We start from the raw sequence: 19,419 nt of genomic DNA, 5'->3' as shown, positions 1-19,419 counted from the left end.
TCCATGGCCCAGCGCCCACATATGCCATGCATGAAACTATTGAAAAAGGCACTAAAATGAGCGTCCCCCATCTCACGACTGCACTGACTGGCCCATGGTTAGATTTGGAACGTAAAATTTTGGCTGCCCAGCCAGAGATCGAGCACTGGTTTCGCAATCAGTGGCAGGAACACACCCCTCCGTTTTATGGCTCAGTCGATTTACGTAATGCAGGCTATAAGCTAGCTCCAGTGGATATGAATTTATTTCCTGGCGGCTTTAATAATTTGAATCCAGAGTTTCACCCGCTGGCGGTGCATGCCACCATGATTGCGCTGGAAGGCTATTGCCCAGATGCACGCCGTGTTTTGCTGATCCCAGAAAACCACACCCGCAATACTTTTTATCTGCAAAACGTCGCTGCGCTGGCCAAAATACTGCGTCAAGCGGGCCTTGTAGTGCGCCTTGGCAGCATGAATCCAGAAATCACTGAAAGCACCACGCTTGATTTGCCTGATGGTGGCCACATCACGCTCGAGCCGCTGGTGCGTCATGGCAACCGTGTGAGCATTGCGGGCTTTGATCCTTGTGTTGTGCTGCTGAATAACGATTTATCTGCGGGTATTCCGGCTATCTTGCAAAATATTGAACAGACCCTACTGCCACCACTGAATGCAGGCTGGGCCGTGCGCCGCAAAACCCAGCATTTCACCGCTTACGACAAAGTAGTTGCCGAATTTGCTGCGCTGATTGATATCGACCCATGGGTGATTAACCCCTACTTTGAACATGTAGACGGGCTGGATTTTCATTCACGCGCTGGCGAAGACAAGCTGGCTGCCACCGTAGACGCGATGATTGAAAAAATCCGCATCAAATACGCGCAGCACGGCATTGATCAAGTGCCCTTTGTGATTGTAAAAGCCAACGCTGGCACTTACGGCATGGGCATTATGAGCGTGAAATCAGGCGAGGAATTGCTCGGCTTAAACCGCAAGCAGCGCAATAAAATGAGCGTGATTAAAGAAGGCATGGAAGTGCACGATGTGATCGTGCAAGAAGGCGTGCCAACCTTCGAGCAAATCAACGCTGCCGTGGCAGAGCCGGTAGTGTATATGCTGGATCGCTTTGTAATTGGCGGTTTTTACCGCGTACATACTGGCCGTGGTATTGATGAAAATCTAAACGCCCCAGGCGCACACTTCGTGCCACTCGCGTTTGCCTCGCCGCTCTCCACCCCAGATTGCGACGGCTCGCCCGATTGCGAAGCCAACCGCTTCTACTCCTACGGCGTAGTGGCAAGACTGGCCTTACTGGCTGGGTCATTAGAGCTGGAATAAAACTAAAATCACGTCCCTAAAACCCAAATCTTGAAACACGGAGGACACAGAGAACACGGAGGCCCACGGAGAAAATCAGCAACTGTTGAGGCAAAATGCATATCTCAACTCCAATTGGCTTTTTCTTGTATTTGCTTTTTCTCCGTGTTCTCCGTGTCGAAGGTTTATGGTTTGAAAGTATTTTTTACCCAATGAATAGGCCGCTATGAAAATCCTTGTTGTGCTTGACCCGCTTGCCAGCCTAAAGATTTACAAAGATACCAGCTACGCCATGATGCGCGAGGCGGATGCGCGTGGGCATGAGGTTTTTACTTGCGGCGCTGAAAATTTAAGAATCAAAGACGGCATGGTCGAGGCACTAGCAGCCCAGCTGCATTTCACCGCAACGCAAAGCGGCCATGCTTGGTATAGCCAAGATGATGCGGCGATTACGGCACTCAAAGATTTTAACGCCGTCATCATGCGTAAAGATCCACCCTTTGATCAGCAATACTTCTACGCCACCCAGCTCTTTACGCTGGCCGAAGCGCAGGGAGCAAAAGTATTTAACCGTGGCCAGGCGCTGCGCGACTTCAACGAAAAACTGGCGATTTTGAAGTTTCCTCAGTTCACCGCACCAACGCTAGTCACCCAGTCCGAAAGCGATGTGCGTGAGTTTTTAGCTGAGCATGGCGATATTATTCTCAAGCCACTGGATGGCATGGGCGGTACAGGGATTTTCCGCCTCACCGCCACCGATCCAAATGTAGGCTCGATTATCGAAACGCTAACCACCAATGGCACACAAACCATTATGGCGCAGCGCTATATTGCAGCGATTAAAGAAGGCGACAAGCGCATTCTGCTGATTGATGGCAAGCCGGTGGATTGGTGCCTAGCGCGCATCCCCAAGGCGGGTGAAACACGCGGTAATTTAGCTGCCGGTGGCAGCGGTGTAGCAAGGCCATTAACGGCTAGAGATAGAGAAATTGCCGAGGCACTTGGGCCACAGCTCGCCGCTCAAGGCTTGCTATTAGTGGGTTTAGATGTGATTGGTGAGAACCTCACCGAGGTGAATGTGACTAGCCCGACTTGCTTCGCAGAGATCACCGCGCAATCGGGCATCAACGTGGCAGGCCTTTTTATTGATGCTTTAGAAAAACACGCAGCCCCATGATAAAAATTTTTCTACTGGTCGGAGTATTATTTTTAAGTGCCTGTAGCAAGGCACCGCTCTACCAGCAGGAAAGTTATGTCTTTGGCACACGGGTACAGATCTCTATTTGGGGCTTGCCAGAAGATGTGGCGCAAAAACACGCCGCCGCCGTGTTTGCTGATTTAGATCGCATCCACACTCGCCTACACCCTTGGCAGCCATCAGAAATCACCCGTATCAACGCAAGCTTTGCACGCGGCGAACCAGCCCTTATCGATACCGAAACGGCGGCCTTGCTTAAACAAGCCAGCCAATATGCAGAACGATCTGATCAATTATTTAACCCCGCCATGGGAGGGCTAATTGCGGCATGGGGCTTTCATAAAGACAGCTATGCGCCCGTTTTACCTAGCCAAGCCAGCATAGACCAACTGCTTGCAGGCCAGCCCTCCATGCAAAACCTAAGCTTTGAGGCCAGCACCGTCAGCAGCAGCAATCCTGCGGTGCAATTGGATACCGGCGGCTTTGCTAAAGGCTGGGCGCTAGATAGAGCGGCAGCGTACTTGCGTAAACATCGGGTGAATAATGCGCTGATTAATATCGGCGGCAATGTATTGGCCTTGGGTAAAAAAGATCAAACCCCTTGGGTGGTCGGCATTCAGCATCCCAGAGAGCCACAAGCCATGGCTACCATTGCCCTTAAAAGCGGCGAAGCCATTGGCACCTCTGGTGACTACCAACGTTTTTTTGAAGTAGGCGGTAAGCGCTACTCGCACTTGATCGACCCACGCACAGGCCAGCCCGCCACCACCATGGAAGCCGCCACGGTGATTGCGCCCCCCAGCCTTGAAGCGGGGGCGATTTCCGATATCGCAACTAAACCAATTTTTATTGGCGGCATAGGAAAGACCTTACATTATGCCCAGAGGTTTGGATTGCAAGATGTACTAATCGTGGGTAATGATGGCAGTGTATATATCACGGAAGAATTACAGCGCCGTATCAGCTGGATAAAGCCGCCCGTGCATATTTACCGTTTACGTTAGCCTGACTTGGCGTAAGCTTTTAACAGCCAGTTGTGACCTGATTATGCCTCTTGCTGAATAAACTCTGTGTAGATGGATTTCTTGAGTGTTGGGCTTGGTTTTGGAATAAGTAGGGCGGGTGCAACCCGCGAGTCATGCTGAATAAATATGCGGGCTTCACCCGCCCTACGATATTTATAATGAGATTGAGCAAGAGGCATAATCAGGAGCTGTAAAGCCAGCAAACCCAGAGGACGCGGTGTTTTACAGAGAAAACCATGTCTGCGGAATACGCTTTCTTTACGTTTTAAAAATTTGCAGACTCTCGCTCATGGCTCCCTGCTTAAAAGCGTCTTGAAGCATTGCTTTTCATCAGTAAAAATTGTTTTACGTCATATCTGTAGCAAGCAACAAAGCCTACTAAATGGTAACATGAAACTTACGCAAGTTAAGGTAACGAAGGTATGGTCGGTATTATTATTGTTACACACGTGTCTTTAGGCGAAGCCTTAGTCTTGTGCGCGCAGCACATCATGGCGCGGGATCTTCCTAATTTGCTGCAACTATCCGTCAGCAAAGCCGATGATCCTGATGAAGTGGCGCGGCGTGCCCGCCAAATGATTAGCGATTTAGACGATGGCTCAGGTGTATTACTCCTTACAGACATTTATGGCGGAACCCCTTCTAATGTCGCCCAACGCTTAGTTGAGGCTGGCAAAGTAGAAGCCATCGCAGGGGTAAACTTGCCTATGCTGGTAAGAACCCTCAGCTATAGCCATCAAACATTAGACGTTGTAGTCAGCAAAGCCATTACCGGTGGCTTAGAAGGTGTGTTGTACATGCTGCCAACCACAGATCAGGAATAAGCGGTATGCCAATCAATGAAGTAGAAATCGTCAACAAATTGGGCTTACATGCCCGTGCCTCTAGTAAGCTCACCCAACTAGCCAGCCAATTTCAATGTGAAGTCTGGCTAAGCCGCAATCAGAAACGCGTGAATGCCAAATCAATTATGGGCGTGATGATGTTAGCGGCGGGCAAAGGCAGCAAAATCATGCTAGAAACCGACAATGGCCCAGACGCTGATACGGCCATGACCGCACTCACGGCCTTAATTGCCGATAAATTTGGTGAAGGCGAGTAAGGCTCGCTTTGCAAAAAAGCAGATTAAAGATGCAAAGCTAGGTCTGCCACTTGCCGCAGGCTCAGTTTTAACAGAGATTTTGTACCCAAAATAGATTGCGATCACCGGCACGGTGGCAAGGAGGCTTATGAGCATTACGCTACAAGGGATTGGCATTGGCGGGGGGATTGCGATCGGGCAAGCTCATCTGATATCCCACGCCGATATTGAAATTGCCCATTACCAACTATCCGCCGCCGATATTCCCGCCGAGCTTGCACGTTTTGATGACGCGATTCGCGTTACCCGTAAATCTTTAGAAATGCTCTGGGGCAGCATCCCAGAAAACGCCCCCGCCGAGCTAGGCGCATTTTTATCCCTACATATCATGCTGCTTAATGATCATATGCTCTCTAAAGAGCCGCGCCATTTGATCGAGCAGCAGCACTGCAATGCCGAATGGGCGCTCAAGCTACAGCTAGAAGTACTGCTGGCCCAATTCGATGAGATCGAAGACGAATACCTCAGAGAGCGCCGTAGCGATGTGATTCAAGTGGTTGAGCGCGTATTTAAAACGCTGGCTGGTCATGAAAACCACTCGCACCCACTGGCCGAAATTGCCCCCAACTGTATTCTGGTAGCGCACGATCTTAGCCCCGCCGATATGGTGCTATTTAAAGACACCGACTACCTCGCCTTTATTACCGATGTGGGCGGCCCCACCTCACACACGGCCATCTTAGCCCGCAGCTTGGATTTACCATCCGTGCTGGCGCTGCGCCACGCCCGTGAGCTGATCCGTGAAGACGAACTGATTATTGTTGACGGGATTAACGGCATTGTGATCGTTGATCCTGACGAAGTCATTCTTAAAGAATATCGCCATCGTCAGCGCGATTGGCTTAAAAAACAAAAAGCGCTACAAGATATTCGTACCCGTCAGCCCATCACCAAAGACGGCGAAGAGATCGAGCTGTTTGCCAATATTGAAGTACCAGACGATTGCAAATTATCCATAGAAAACGGCGCTACCGGTGTGGGCCTATTTCGCTCAGAGTTTTTGTTTTTATCTGAATCTGATTTACCCACCGAAGAAGAGCAATTTCTTGCCTATAAGCAAGTGGCTGAGGCGATGAAAGGCCAGCCGGTGATTATCCGCACCGTCGATTTAGGCAAAGATAAAATTCCTAAGTGGCAACAAGAGCGTGAAACCCCTAACCCAGCATTAGGGCTGACCGGCATTCGCCTCTGCATGGCTGAGCCGCAAATGTTTCGCACCCAGCTGCGCGCCCTATTACGGGCATCCGCCTACGGCAAAATCAAGCTCTTACTCCCCATGCTCTCTTATGTGGGAGAAGTACGGCAAACTCGTAAGCATTTAGAAGAAGCTAAATCCCAGCTCAGGGACGATGGCGTGGCTTTTGATGAGAACATCGAGCTAGGTGGCATGATTGAAGTGCCTGCAGCCGCCGTGCAAGTGGCGCAGTTTTTAGCGCATCTAGATTTTATCTCGATCGGCACCAACGATTTAATCCAGTACACCCTAGCGGTAGACCGTAACGATGATGCGGTCTCGCATCTATACGACCCACTGCACCCTGCGGTGATTCAGCTACTGCACCACGTTATTAGCACCGCCACCCGCATGGGCAAACCAGTATCAATGTGTGGGGAAATGGCGGGCGATCCAGCGCTAACACGGCTCTTACTTGGCCTTGGGCTACGCCGGTTTTCTATGCTGCCGATTCAGCTACTCAAGGTAAAACAAGAAATCCTGACTGGCGAGATGCAAAAAATCAAGCCTATCGTAGAGCAAATGCTCATCGCAGAAGACGCCCAATGCCTAAGGGAGTTGCTGCAAGAATTGCATCAGCTGTAAACAGGGCACGGCATGCCGTGCCCCTACAGGTTTAATTAATACAAACTAGCCTCACCCTCGGGGCGAGTTTTAAAGCGGCGGTGTAGCCAGTAGTATTGCGACGGATGCTCACGCACCCGCTCTTCAATAAAAGCATTCATGCGGGCGGTATCGGCCATCACATCGTCGCTTGGAAAATTTTCCCACGCGGGGTAATAGCGGCAGACAAAGCCGTTTTTTTCTAGTGTGGTAATCATCGGCACCACGCGCGCCTTGCCCATAGTTGCAAGCCGAGATAAGCCCGGCACGGTGGCGGTTTGAATCCCAAAGAAAGGCACAAACACCGATTCGCGCGGGCCAAGATCTTGATCGGGGAGATAGTAGAAGCACACACCCTGTTTAATCGCCCGCAAAATACCGCGTATCCCTTCGCTGCGCTTGATTAACAGTGGCTGATTAAAGCGGCTGCGCCCGCGCAGTAGCATTAAATCAAAGGCATTATCATGGGCAGATGAATACATGCTTGCCCCACGATGATCCACCATATGCCGCACACCACCAAAATCTAAGCCTAAAAAGTGGGGTGCCAGAACAATTAAATGCTCAGTGTCTACCGCCGTAAAATGCTCGAACCCTTCCCGACGAACCAAACTCTCGACTTGCGCTTTAGAGCCAAACCAAAGCTTGCTGTAATAGAAAATACAGGTGCAAAGCGCTTGATAATGTTGTTTTAATACCCGCTCATGCTCGCCCTGGGGCCACTCTGGAAAACAGAGCTTTAAATTAGTCAGCCCAATTTTTCTGCGGCTTTTTACGGCCAGATAAAGCGCTCTGCCCAATATATTTCCAAGACCACGCAAAAGCGCTAAAGGTAAGCAGCTTAAACACCAAAACAATCCAAGTAAAAAACGGTAACTCATACATCCTCAGGTAAAGGTGCGCCTGCTGGGCGCTTATAACGGTTATAGCTCCATAGATATTGGCTAGGTGCAAGCCGTATCATCTGCTCTACATTACGATTCAAAATTACTGCATCGGCTTGCGCATCCCCGCCAAAGGCCTCATCCAGCGGAGCGAAATGCATTTTAAAACCACGCCCCCAAGATAGCCGCTCGGCAAAGCACATTAAGATAACTGGCTGAGTAGATTTGCTTAAGCGGGGAAGCAGAGTCATTGTGTAAGCTAGCTTACCAAAGAAGGGAGCCCAAGCGCCCTCTCCTGCCCCAGGAGCCTGATCTGGGAGTATATAAATTGCTTGCTTCTCTTTTAAGGTGCGCAGTAAGATCTTTACGCCACTGGCATTGGCGGGGGCTGCGCGGCCATTGGCGCGGTTTCGGCCAGTCACCATCAAAGGCTCAAGCCATTTAAGTTTGGGGGGACGATACAAAGCCGCCAGCACACAAGGGATCTGTGTGCTTATATACACACCACAGACCTCGATTCCACCAAGGTGAGGGGAAACAAACATCATGGGCCGACCGCTTTGTAAAGCCGCCTCAACATGCTGCCAACCATCGCGCTCTTTTACCCATTCGGCAACCTGCTTTGGGGTTCTAAGCCAAGCTGGTAAAAGTTCTAACGCTCCCATGCCATGGGCACTCACACTTAAGCGGTGCAATCGCTTATAATCTGCCCCGTTTTGCGCAATACCCGACTGCTGCAAGTTGGCAGCCAAACGCTGTCTGTAGCGTGGCGATAACAGCCAAGCCAGCCAGCCTAGCAAGGCCCCAAGGCCATGAAATAGCCACAGGGGCAAGTAAGCAAAAGGTTTTAGCAGCAGCATCAGGTTTTTACGCAATATTAGGGCCAGCCCCGGATTCTACCGGCAAAATAGGCTGCTAAGCCCCTCTTTGACAGGGAAACAATAATGAAAGAATTCCTCTTTACCTCTGAATCGGTTTCTGAAGGCCATCCAGACAAGGTAGCGGATCAGATCTCTGATTCCATCCTTGACGCCATTCTGACGCAAGATAAGCATGCACGCGTTGCTGCAGAAACACTGGTTAATACCGGCCTAGTGGTGCTTGCTGGTGAAATTACCACTCACGCCAATGTGGATTATATTCAAATTGCTCGCGATACCATCAAGCGTATCGGCTACGACCATAGTGATATTGGCTTTGATTACAAAACTTGCGCGGTACTGGTAGCGTATGACAAGCAAAGCCCAGACATCGCTCAGGGCGTAAACGAAGGTCAAGGCTTAGATTTAGATCAAGGCGCTGGCGATCAAGGCCTGATGTTTGGCTATGCCTGCGATGAAACCCCTCAACTCATGCCCATGCCGATTTACTACTCGCACCGCCTAATGCAGCGCCAGTCCGAAGTGCGCAAAGATGGCCGCCTGCCTTGGCTGCGCCCAGATGCTAAATCGCAAGTCACCGTGCGTTACGATAAAGACACCGGCATGGCCATTGGTATCGATACCATTGTGCTATCCACCCAGCACCACCCAGATGTGAGCCACGCTCAGCTATCTGAAGCCGTGATCGAAGAAATCATCAAGCCAGTGATTCCACCTGAGCTGCTAAAAAACACCAAATACCTGATTAACCCAACTGGCCGTTTTGTCATCGGCGGCCCGATGGGCGATTGCGGCTTAACGGGCCGTAAAATCATTGTAGATACCTACGGTGGTGCAGCTCCACACGGTGGCGGCGCGTTCTCGGGTAAGGATCCATCCAAGGTAGACCGCTCAGCCGCTTACGCTGGCCGTTACGTGGCGAAGAATATCGTTGCTGCGGGTATCGCCAAGCAATGTTTGGTGCAGGTTTCCTACGCGATTGGTGTGGCACAACCGGTATCGATCATGGTGGATACATGGGGCACAGGTAAGCTGCCAGAGCACGAGATTGTTGAGCTGATCAAACAACACTTTGATCTACGCCCAAAAGGTATTATCCAAATGCTAGATCTGCTGCGCCCGGTGTACACCCGCACTGCCGCTTACGGGCACTTTGGCCGTGAAGAGCCAGATTTCTCGTGGGAACATACCGATAAAGTTGAAGTTCTACGCGCTGCAGCAGGGCTGTAAACCGCGGTTATCACACACAGTAGAAAAAGCACCATCCATAAGCACCTTAGGGGCGCTGCCTGCTGCGCCCCTAAATTTTTGAGGAAGTGGCTTTAGCAAATATGCTGTGTGTCTTCAGCGATCAAAAATTTTTACCCAAGCTTCTGCAGAGCATCAGTAAATAATATACCGCTAGATAGTTCCACTCAAAAAAAACGGGGAAGCATTTGCTTCCCCGTTTTTTATCATTTAATTCAATTATTTTTTATTGCGACGGCGTAAAACCAAACCAATCAGACCCATACCCATCAGAGCATAAGTTTCTGGCTCTGGCACAGGGCTAGTTAAATGTCCTTTGAATGGCTCATAGCCAAGTTCTAGATTGCTTTCTAAGGAATTAGCAATCAAAGAGCCTTCAACGTGTGCTTGGCCATAAATAGCCGCCTGTGGCGCTAAGATACTGCCCCAAACAAAGGTGTTTACCGATAGCTTTTTAGCATTTGGCAAATTAAACAAAATATTGCCACGCATTGCTTCCATCTGCCCTAGTTGTCCACCGGCTAAAACGATATCGCTAAAGGTGCCGGTATAATTGATAATAACGGTAGCACCCTTTTTAATATCAGTTAAATTCAAATTCAAAAACTCAGTCGCTTTTAAATTAAATACCTGCTGCAAAGACTTATTATCGCCTTTTAAGGTAAAGCCACCATTTTCATGAATAACCTGACCATTGGTTTTACTGCTAGCTAAGCCATTAGATAACGCACTTAAATCTTTCTTGGCTTTATCAAAATCAACTACAGATTTAATACTGATATCCGTTTTTAAATTTGCCCAGCCTTTATTACTGACTATCTTACCGCCAACAACACCATAACCCGCCTTCAAAGCGCCTAACTCCTGCTTTACATCAGGGCCATAACTTTTATTGGTGTCTACCTTCTTTACTGGGCCATTGTAGATATCCAGCTGCTTATCCACCATATTCCCAGCAACAACTAAAGAAGGGCCTTTAGTGCCATTAGCATTACGGTAGCCAATGGAATTTAAAGAGGCTGCCGTTAAATTACCACCAACGGCCAACTTACCCTCAACATCATTACCGCCATTTACATTAGAAAAGAAAAAACCACTATAATCATTAGCAACTCCTAAATTAGAAATTGCCGCTGAAGCGGGTTGAGCAAATGCTAATATAGCCGCAGTAATTAAAGTAAAACGAGTAATCATGATCGCCCCCTCCTGTTTTTGTATATACAGAGCGAATTATGACGAATCTACGCCAGCCATGGCGCTTTAATTTGGCAACCCAGATGAAATACAAGATAAATACTTCAAATGACAAGGGCATACAAGTAACTAATCGCCTCCCCTTCTACGACCATAATCCAAGTAAAAACAAGATGTTAAATAAGTAAAAAAGCCTACGTAAAACAATTTACTTGCCAATAAAAAACCACATCATTAAGAAGCTTCAATGACGTTTTAATGAGTGTTTTGTTTAAAAAACCCAACAAATAATCTTTTACTTATTTAGATTTTTTAATTTCATCCATGATTGCATTTGCGCAACAATCACTCCAAGCAGTACCAATCCTCCGCCGATAAGATGAAAGCCTTGAATCGCCTCCCCTAAGCTAAACATTGCAATCAAAGCCGTAAATAAGGGCAATAGATTCATAAATACCGCAGTTCGATCTGCGCCTAAGTGGTGCACGCCCTGCATCCAGCAATATGCAGCAATCAGTGATGAAGCAATGCCTGCAAACAAGACCAAACCCACGCCTTCTGCTGGAATTGCCATGCTTTGCGCACTAAAAGCCACCGGAATCAACATCAGCACCGCCAGAACAATCTGAATATATAAATTGTGCCAGCGCTTAAAAGGCAAGGCCCAGCGGCGTAATAAAATGCCATAAAGCGCGTAAGCCACCGTGCCGATCAGCATCAAGGCATCGCCATGATTAATCCCACTCAGTAGCAAGCTGGCGGGATGCCCTTGACCCAGTAAATACAGCACCCCGCAAAGCGAGAGAAATATCCCTAAGCTTGCAGCCATGCTTGGCTTCGTTTTGGTCATAAATGCATTGAGCAGCAAGGATGACAACGGCACTAAAGAGGTAATCACCCCCATATTGGTGGCCGTTGTGCTGTGCGCCGCATAATAAGCAATGCACTGAAACAGCACCATGCCAAGCAGTGCCAGCACTGCAAACTTACCTAGATAAGGACGAATCGCTTGGCGTTGTTGCCAAACAGCTCTAAAACAAAACGGCGTAAGAATGAGCGCGGCTAAAAACCAGCGGTAAAACGAAATTGCACCTGGCTCAAGCACACCCGCCGCGGCTTTAGATACAACGGTGTTGGTGGCCCAAATCATCACGGCCAAAAGTGGGAACAATATATGCATAGGGCAAACTTTCAATAAGAATCAATAGCCGCTAGTATAGGCGTGTCTGTTTTAATGCTAATACGGCAAAACAGACAAAGCATATCTGTAAGCAGACAAATCCCCTGCCCCCAAGGCCTTCGCAATGCCCCAGACCTATAGCCACGCCGATTTAAACTTAACGCCACCCAATCCATTGTATTTTCGCTATCAGCAAATGCTGGCCAATACGCAATGCAGCAGCCATCAGCATCCTTGGGGGCAAATTTGCTGGATTAGCCTTGGGATTATGGAAATATCACTGGAGCAGCAAGAGCTCATCACCCCAGCCAATTTTCTAGTTTGGATTCCTGCCCATACCCCCCATGCAGCGTATGTACGCCAAGCGCTCGATTACACTTCAATTTATGTTTCGGGGGAGCTAGCCCAGCTCTTACCCCAAGAAACTTGCCTGCTTGCGCAAACGCCTTTAATTAGTGCGCTGATTAGCGACTTTTGCCAGCGGCAAGTCAGCCATATGCAAAATGCTAGCGATCATCATCAGGCAAAGCTGCTGATTACTCGGCTCAGCCAATGTGAGCGCGCCGCCAACTTTCTCCCCTCCAGCCAAGACCGGCTCTTGCTGCCCATCTTAAATACCCTGCAAGCCGAGCCCAATAACGATCGCAGCCTTGCTAGCTGGGCTAAAGAAGTCCACAGCACCGAGCGCACCTTAGCGCGGCGCTTTCAAAAAGAGCTGGGCATGAGTTTTGGCCAATGCCGCAATCGCATCCGTTTATTACAAGCGCTGGCGTGGCTAAAAGAAGACAAATCCATTCAAGACATTGCTTGGCGCTTAGGCTATGGCTCGCCATCGGCTTTTATTGCCATGTTTAAGCAATTAATTGGCTTTTCCCCCGAGCGATATCGGCGGCAAATGCATGGGGCAAGCCATCCATAAAATAGGATTAGATAAACTATGCGCCCCACTTAATTAAGCCAATTCAATCCTTATTTTACTTATGTAACTGATGTTACGCACAAAGACTATTTATCCACAAAAAACACTCAATGCTCGAAAAAACAAAGCAATAGGCATCAGCCATTTTTTGTTTTGGTGTTAAGTGATTGAGTTTAAAAATAAACGCATGGATTCAGCAACGGGTGATGACATCCATGATCTGCTCGTGTTTTTTGTGCTTTTCGTGGACTGCGGTTTTTTATCTTACTGCGCAACATCCCTTATGCAATTTACATAGCAGTCAATGTATTGCAATACAATTTGTCATCAATGCAAAAATAGGATAAAAACAAACCTTAGTGCTTATTACCTAAAAATAAGAAAAAGGGAAGCTCTCCAATGACCATGATCCACCTCGCCGCCAGCCTTGCGCTGCTTTGGCTGCATTTGGCTGGCTTAAGCTTAGCTTTGGGCCGCATCATGCCCTATGCTATCGCCCGTAGTGTGGGGGTGATGCTCATTAGCCTGGTAATGTTTTTTATTGAGCACTTTATTGGCCTTGGTCATCTCAATGGCCTATGGCCTATTACCACCATTCTTGCTGCCTTTACCCTATACCTATTTAAACAAGAAGCAGCGAGTCATCGTTTTAAAGCGGCTGAAATCGCCTTTTTATTGGCCCTTGCCTATGGCTTAATTTGGAAGTTTATATTTCCAGCGATTTACCCCACCTCAGAGCGGGTAACCGATCTTTATTTTATGGCCAATTACTATTCTGGGGCCCTATTACCGCCACCAGACCATTGGTTTGCTGGCCATCGTTTTGATTTTTATTATGCATTTCAGCATTATGCCGCCGCCCTCATGGGCCGCCTCTTTGGCTGGGATATTGGTTTTGCCTATAACATCGGCTTTGCCCTACTGATGGCGCTGGGCTTAAGCCTTGCTTGGGAATTTGCCTCGCGCTTTGTGGCTGGGCGAGCACATCGCATCTTGTTGATTACGGCCTTAGCACTGGGTGGCACCGGCGTTTCACCGCTACTAAATTTATTTGTGACCCCCGCCAGCGATAGCCCGATTAGCTGGCAAGCCAACGATCAAATGTGGGCCAGTGCGCGTTTTATTGGCAGCTACGATGCTCGGGTGAATACCGAGCTAGGCCGCCAGCTTTTCCCCTTGCTTACCCCAGCAACCAAGCCCAACGCTGATTTTGAAGCGCGGGATTTACCGCTAGAAAACTTTGGTTATCAGTTTTTCCTTGGCGATTATCACCCGCCACTGGGTGGCTTTATGCTGCTGTTTTTAGCACTGGCCCTGATTGGCTGGCTAGAGCAAAAACGCTCAGAGCAAGAAATCCTGCACCCGCGCCTTGCCCAAGGCCTGCTAGCGCTTACCCTGCCGGTGATGCTAATTACCAATACTTGGATCACCCCGCTGCTGGCTGTATTGCTATTTAGCTGGGCGGCTTGGCGGCACTACTGCAAAAACCCACCCGATTGGCAGGCGATTCTTACCGGTGGCCTGCTGGGCTTTCTACTGATTTACCCTTTTTTAGCCGGTTTTGCCAGCCAAGCCATTGGTACGCCCATCCGCTTGGTGCACAGCATTGATCGCACCCCCATCGCCCAATTTATCCTCCTGCTATGGCCTTTATTAGCGCTGTTTGGCTTAGCCCTCACGGAAAAGCGCCAGCGCCCCCTCGCCTTAGCCCTCGTGATTGCCTTTGCCATCATGTTATTGCTAGGAGAGTTTGTATTTGTAGATGACCCAAGTGCAGGCAAGTTTGAGCGCACCAATACCACCATGAAGTGGTGGGGCTGGATGTGGAGCGGAGGCCTGTTAGCCGCAGGTGCAATGGCACTTGGCTCGGCCCGCCGCTGGGTAAGGCACAGCGCCGCACTGGTGCTAGTTTTGACTTGCAGCTATGCCATCAATACCGCGCAATATATTTGGCATACCCCTAAAGGTGATTTAGGCAAACTGGCCGGCACACATTGGTTTACCAATGATGCCCCCGTTAAGGACATCGTGCAGTTTTTAAAACAAGCGCCACAAGGCATTGTGCTAGAAAACTGGCTTAACGATGCTTACACCAATCAAACACTTTTCTCCCTGTATTCCCAACAAAGATCTTTACTTGGCTGGCCTAATCATGTCAGTTTGTGGCATGGTGCTCCTCAGGAAGTTTGGCTGCTCAATCAAGAGATCAAAGACTTTTATCAAGCCAAACCCCCAGCGCCACTGCCTTGGCTGCTGCAGCACAAAGTGCAATACGTGGTATGGGGCAGGCCAGAAAGCACATCGCCTAATTGGCAAACCATTAACCAAGCCATTGCCAGCCAGTACTACTGGCAAGCTTTCCTAGACACGCCAGAAGAAAAAATGGGCGTTTGGGTCAGGAGAAAAAATTAAACAATGCTTGGTCCATCAAAGGCACGAAAAACACGAACATACACTCTCTTGCAATCCGCATTGATTCAAATCAAACAATAAAAGATCGTGTGTTTGATTGTTTTTTTAGTGCATTTCGTGATTTCCGTGGACTAAAAACACCTTTATGACGTCAAGGACTCTAATGCTGCTATCTATTGTCGTGCCTTGTTACAACGAAGAAGCCGTGATTGCCGAAACGCTCAAACGGCTGTCGGCCTTTAGCCGCGAGCTGAACGAGCTAGACGTTGAATTTATTTTTGTCGATGACGGCAGCACAGACGCCACGCGCAGCATCTTAAAACAACACGCTAGCCACGATACACGCATCCGGCTAGTGAGCTTTGCCCGCAATTTTGGCCATCAAATTGCGGTGACGGCAGGTATAGACTGCGCTCGAGGCGATGCTGTTGTGCTCATCGACGCCGATTTACAAGACCCACCCGAAGCCATCCACGCCATGCTTGAAAAATGGCGGGCAGGCTTTGATGTGGTGTACGGCACGCGTACCGATAGACCTGGTGAATCCGCCTTTAAACGCGCCACCGCCAAGTGTTTTTACCGCCTGCTAAATCGCCTCTCCGATGTGCCTATTCCGCTCGATACCGGTGATTTTCGCCTGATGAGCCGCCCCGTTGTCGACACGCTAAAAGCCATGCCCGAGCGAGATCGTTTTGTACGCGGCATGGTGAGCTGGGCCGGGTTTAAGCAAGTTGCACTGCCCTACCAACGCGCCAAGCGCTTTGCAGGGAAAAGCAAATACCCGCTGTCAAAAATGATCCGCTTTGCCTGCGACGGCATTATGTCTTTCTCTGCCAAGCCTTTGCAGCTGGCCATGGCCATGGGCATGGGCACCTCTTTACTGGCCTTAATCGGCATCTTCTACGCCCTATTTTTACGGATTTTCACCAATATTTGGGTAGAAGGCTGGACGGCGCTGATGATAGCGGTGCTGTTTTTAGGCGGAGTACAGCTAATTTGCGTGGGGATTTTAGGTGAGTATATCGGCCGTATTTACAAAGAATCCAAACAAAGACCCTTATACGTGGTGCAAGAATACTTTGGATTTCAAGAAGAAATCACCTTCTCGCGCAGCCCGGTAGTCGATAGAAAATAAATAACGAATAAAGGATAAAACCCAAACCTTGAACCACGGAGAAAAGAAAAACAAGAGGTAGCCTGCTATGGGTTTCTCTGTGAAGCGCCGTATTCTCTGTGTACTTCGTAGTTCAAGATTTGGGTTTGGCAAGGCGTCTTGCCAATCTATGCCAACTTCAGAAGTGATTAATATGAATAGCACGCTATGAAACGCCATCTACGCACCCTCATTGGCCTGATCATCGCCATTGCCTTAATTGGGCTAATTTTGTCGCAAACCGACGGGATTCAACTTGCCTCGGCCATCCGTAGTAGCAATCCATTGTGGCTGCTACTGGCGCTAGTGATATTTTGTAGTGGGCTGGCTGGCCGCGCCGCACGTTGGAGCAGCATGCTGCGCACCAGCAGTCCTGCCGCCACGCCACGCGCCTGCCTCCAACCCTTTTTAAGTAGCCTAGCACTGAATAACTTGCTGCCGTTTCGGGCAGGCGATCTTGCCAGATCATTTGCTTTTAATAAGGAATTAGGCACTGGGCCGGGGCAAGTTTTAGCTTCTTTATTTGTAGAAAGGCTGCTCGATCTAGCCAGCCTGCTACTGTTTCTTGGCCTAGGCCTGTGGGTTTTTGGCATAGAAACCCTGCCTGCCTTTGGTAAGCTCGGTGCGGGCAGCGCGGTTTTACTCGCCCTAGTTATTTTTATTTTGCTGGCCTTTCCCCGCTGGCTGCAGCTTTTTATTAATGCCTGCCTACGCCTTATCCATAAACTAGCACCGCACAGCGGCAACCATTTGGCCGACGAAGTAGCGGGGGCCATTAGCCTGCTTGCCAATTTAGGCGGGCGACGTATCCTGCCGCTGATCGCCATGAGCCTGATCGTTTGGTCACTAGAAGGGCTCACTTTCTGGTGCGTGGCACAAAGTGTTCCAGGCTTAATCAATAGCGCAGGTGCTTGGTTTGCCCTGCCGCTGGCCACGCTCGCCACGCTGATTCCTAGCACGCCTGGCTATGTTGGTACCTTTGATTATTTTGCCGTGCTGGCCATGACGCTCACGCATAACGCCCCCGTGCCCGCCGCCGCGTTTGCCTTTATTGCCCACTTATTAATCTGGCTGCCTCCCACCTTAGTGGGTGGGCTGTGGTTACTTGTTTCTCGGAGAAAAGCATGACGACTCAGCACACCCAAGTCGCCATTATTGGTGCAGGTTTTACTGGCCTCGCAGCAGCTTATGAATTAAGCAAAGCGGGCGTGGATGTGATCATCCTAGAGGCCGAAGCAGATATCGGCGGCTTGGCTGCCGCCTTTGATATTGGTGAAAAATCCGAGAAACTAGATCGCTTTTATCACCATTGGTTTACCAATGATTTAGAAGTGATGCAGCTAATTAAAGAGCTGAATCTTTGCGACAAAGTAAAAATCAACCCTAGCAACACCGGCATGTATTTTGCCAATCAGTTTTTCAAGCTTTCTACACCTTGGGATTTACTCAAGTTTAAACCGCTCGCCTTCCCTGATCGCATCCGCCTAGGCCTGTTGGCCCTGAAGGCCCGCAAGGTAGAAAACTGGCAAGAGCTAGAAGATAAAACTGCCGCAGAATGGCTAAGAGAGTTAGGCGGGGACAATGTTTACCGTATTGTGTGGGAGCCATTACTGCGCGGCAAATTTGGCGCAGTGGCCGACCAAATCTCAGCGGTGTGGTTTTGGAATAAGCTGAAGCTGCGCGGCGGCAGCCGTGGCAAGGGTGGCGAAGAGCGGCTGGCCTACTTTAAAGGCGGCTTTGTTGCCCTAGTTGAAGCGCTTGCTGCCAAGGTAAAGCGCCGTGGGGCAGAAATACAAACTAGCACTCCCGTACTATCCATCCAGCCCCAAGATGGCCGCTGGCTGATTAAAACCACCAGCGGAGAAATCCTTGCTGATCGCGTTGTATCTACTCCAGCACTGCCCTTGCTAGCGCAAATGATTGAGTCTTGGGCTAGCCCAGAATACTTAGCCCAGCTTAAGCGCATTAACTATCTTGCCAATGTTTGCTTGGTACTAGAGTTAGATCGCTCGCTATCGGATACCTATTGGCTCAATGTAAACGATCCAAGCTTTCCCTTTGTGGGGGTGATTGAACACACCAACTTTCAAAGCACCAAGAGTTATGACGGCAAGCACATCGTTTATCTATCTAAATACCTACCGCACACCGACGCGCTTTATCAAATGAGTAACGACGAGTTGCTGGCCTTTGCCCTGCCCCACCTACGTCGCATGTTTCCAAAATTTGAAGAGAGCTGGATCACGCAACACCATGTTTGGCATGCCCGCTGGGCCCAACCCGTGGTTGAAAAACACTATAGCCAACTCATCCCCGCCTGCGAATCACCGCAGCACGGCTTATTTTTAGCCTCAATGGCACAAATCTACCCAGAGGACCGAGGTACCAACTATGCCATCCGCGAGGGACGCAGAATGGGGCGGCATTTAAGCGATTTAATTAATAGCTAAGAAAAAAGCCCCTCGCAAGGGGCTTTCCTAATCGCTTTATCCGCAAATCTCAACCAAACAACTTGCCTTTCAGCATATCTAGCCCAGCTGAAAGCAAATTCCCGCTTCCTTCTGGCACTTCACCATTTGGAGTGAGTTGATTAATAATTTGCGGTAAGTATTCAGAAATTTTGGCTGCGGCATCGCTAGGATTAACACCCAGTTTTTCTGCCACAGAACCAATAGCATCGCCACCTAAAACAGCTTCAATTTGCTCGCTGCTAACCGGTAAGTTATCACCAGTCCCCACCCAAGACTGCACGATATCGGCTAGCCCACCGTTTTGAAATTTTTCAACCAAGCCCGAAATACCGCCTTGTTGCTCCAATAAGCCAGATAAAGACTGAACTAAACCATCTGGTAATTCTTTTCCGCCCAACAACTGCCCAGCTAATTGATCAATAAGTCCCATACGGTGTACTCCAAGCAAAGATGAAGGAAAGACCATTCTGCCCTAAAAGGGCGCTACTGACTTAGACTAGACCAAGATAATTGTTAACCTGAACTACCGCAGGCCCCCAGCTATCGCCCATTATTCTGGCCCATTACATCGATTTTAT

At 49.2% G+C, this 19,419-nt stretch carries 17 protein-coding genes; 12 read left to right on the top strand and 5 right to left on the bottom strand.

What is annotated here, in order from left to right; translation table 11 throughout:
• Window positions 1–56: 56 nt before the first annotated feature.
• The 6 genes from gshA to ptsP all read left to right on the top strand — a co-directional run bounded on the left by gshA (window position 57) and on the right by ptsP (window position 6,481).
• Window positions 57–1,319, top strand: coding sequence for a glutamate--cysteine ligase (gshA, locus tag R6242_RS03090; RefSeq protein WP_318423565.1), 1,263 nt, complete (start codon window positions 57–59; stop codon window positions 1,317–1,319).
• A gap of 205 nt (window positions 1,320–1,524) precedes the next feature.
• A complete protein-coding gene (gene gshB / locus R6242_RS03085) occupies window positions 1,525–2,475 on the top strand; it encodes a glutathione synthase (protein ID WP_318423562.1) in 951 nt (316 codons plus the stop codon).
• Window positions 2,472–3,500, top strand: coding sequence for an FAD:protein FMN transferase (locus R6242_RS03080; RefSeq protein ID WP_318423560.1), 1,029 nt, complete (start codon window positions 2,472–2,474; stop codon window positions 3,498–3,500). Before gshB ends, R6242_RS03080 begins: the two co-directional genes overlap by 4 nt.
• Window positions 3,501–3,943: 443 nt before the next feature.
• On the top strand, window positions 3,944–4,345 hold the full coding sequence (locus R6242_RS03075; RefSeq protein WP_293935666.1) for a PTS sugar transporter subunit IIA: 402 nt from the start codon (window positions 3,944–3,946) through the stop codon (window positions 4,343–4,345).
• Between the two features lie 5 nt (window positions 4,346–4,350).
• Window positions 4,351–4,623, top strand: coding sequence for an HPr family phosphocarrier protein (locus R6242_RS03070; RefSeq protein ID WP_293935667.1), 273 nt, complete (start codon window positions 4,351–4,353; stop codon window positions 4,621–4,623).
• 127 nt (window positions 4,624–4,750) lie between these two features.
• Window positions 4,751–6,481 (top strand): phosphoenolpyruvate--protein phosphotransferase, encoded by a 1,731-nt coding sequence (gene ptsP, locus R6242_RS03065; protein ID WP_293935668.1) that lies wholly within the window; start codon window positions 4,751–4,753, stop codon window positions 6,479–6,481.
• Between the two features lie 35 nt (window positions 6,482–6,516).
• Here the strand turns inward: ptsP and R6242_RS03060 are convergent, their stop codons facing one another.
• Window positions 6,517–7,380, bottom strand: a complete 864-nt coding sequence (locus R6242_RS03060; protein WP_318423555.1) for a lipid A biosynthesis lauroyl acyltransferase — start codon at window positions 7,378–7,380, stop codon at window positions 6,517–6,519.
• Entirely contained in the window at window positions 7,377–8,258 is an 882-nt protein-coding gene (locus tag R6242_RS03055) for a lysophospholipid acyltransferase family protein (RefSeq protein WP_318423552.1), read from the bottom strand. Before R6242_RS03055 ends, R6242_RS03060 begins: the two co-directional genes overlap by 4 nt.
• A gap of 69 nt (window positions 8,259–8,327) precedes the next feature.
• On the opposite strand from R6242_RS03055, the gene metK reads away from it, so the two are divergent.
• Entirely contained in the window at window positions 8,328–9,494 is a 1,167-nt protein-coding gene (gene metK, locus R6242_RS03050) for a methionine adenosyltransferase (protein WP_318423549.1), read from the top strand.
• 237 nt (window positions 9,495–9,731) lie between these two features.
• On the opposite strand, the gene R6242_RS03045 is transcribed toward metK, so the two are convergent.
• Entirely contained in the window at window positions 9,732–10,706 is a 975-nt protein-coding gene (locus R6242_RS03045; RefSeq protein ID WP_318423546.1) for a collagen-binding domain-containing protein, read from the bottom strand.
• Window positions 10,707–11,001: 295 nt separating this feature from the next.
• Window positions 11,002–11,886 carry a DMT family transporter gene (locus R6242_RS03040; protein WP_318423544.1) on the bottom strand — a complete coding sequence of 295 codons (885 nt, stop codon included), beginning with the start codon at window positions 11,884–11,886 and terminating at the stop codon, window positions 11,002–11,004.
• Window positions 11,887–12,010: 124 nt separating this feature from the next.
• On the opposite strand from R6242_RS03040, the gene R6242_RS03035 reads away from it, so the two are divergent.
• The 5 genes from R6242_RS03035 (at window position 12,011) to R6242_RS03015 (ending at window position 18,820) form a co-directional block, all read left to right on the top strand.
• The gene (locus tag R6242_RS03035; protein ID WP_318423541.1) at window positions 12,011–12,805 is read left to right on the top strand and encodes a helix-turn-helix transcriptional regulator; all 795 of its coding nucleotides are present in this window, start codon (window positions 12,011–12,013) and stop codon (window positions 12,803–12,805) included.
• A gap of 399 nt (window positions 12,806–13,204) precedes the next feature.
• Window positions 13,205–15,217: a DUF2298 domain-containing protein gene (locus R6242_RS03030; protein WP_318423538.1), complete on the top strand. Its 2,013-nt coding sequence runs from the start codon at window positions 13,205–13,207 to the stop codon at window positions 15,215–15,217.
• A 163-nt stretch (window positions 15,218–15,380) separates the two neighbouring features.
• On the top strand, window positions 15,381–16,352 hold the full coding sequence (locus R6242_RS03025; RefSeq protein ID WP_318423535.1) for a glycosyltransferase family 2 protein: 972 nt from the start codon (window positions 15,381–15,383) through the stop codon (window positions 16,350–16,352).
• A gap of 186 nt (window positions 16,353–16,538) precedes the next feature.
• Complete coding sequence (locus R6242_RS03020; protein WP_318423533.1) at window positions 16,539–17,498, top strand: lysylphosphatidylglycerol synthase transmembrane domain-containing protein; 960 nt, start codon at window positions 16,539–16,541, stop codon at window positions 17,496–17,498.
• Window positions 17,495–18,820 carry an NAD(P)/FAD-dependent oxidoreductase gene (locus R6242_RS03015; RefSeq protein WP_318423531.1) on the top strand — a complete coding sequence of 442 codons (1,326 nt, stop codon included), beginning with the start codon at window positions 17,495–17,497 and terminating at the stop codon, window positions 18,818–18,820. The genes R6242_RS03020 and R6242_RS03015 overlap by 4 nt, the downstream gene beginning before the upstream one ends.
• Before the next feature lie 49 nt (window positions 18,821–18,869).
• On the opposite strand, the gene R6242_RS03010 is transcribed toward R6242_RS03015, so the two are convergent.
• Complete coding sequence (locus R6242_RS03010) at window positions 18,870–19,271, bottom strand: YidB family protein (RefSeq protein WP_412099484.1); 402 nt, start codon at window positions 19,269–19,271, stop codon at window positions 18,870–18,872.
• Window positions 19,272–19,419 lie beyond the last annotated feature (148 nt).

It is taken from the genome of Iodobacter sp. CM08 (assembly GCF_033446605.1).
Lineage (GTDB): Bacteria > Pseudomonadota > Gammaproteobacteria > Burkholderiales > Chitinibacteraceae > Iodobacter.
The sequence above is the reverse complement of the archived record's forward strand: the minus strand, read 5'-3'. Positions and strand labels throughout refer to the sequence as shown.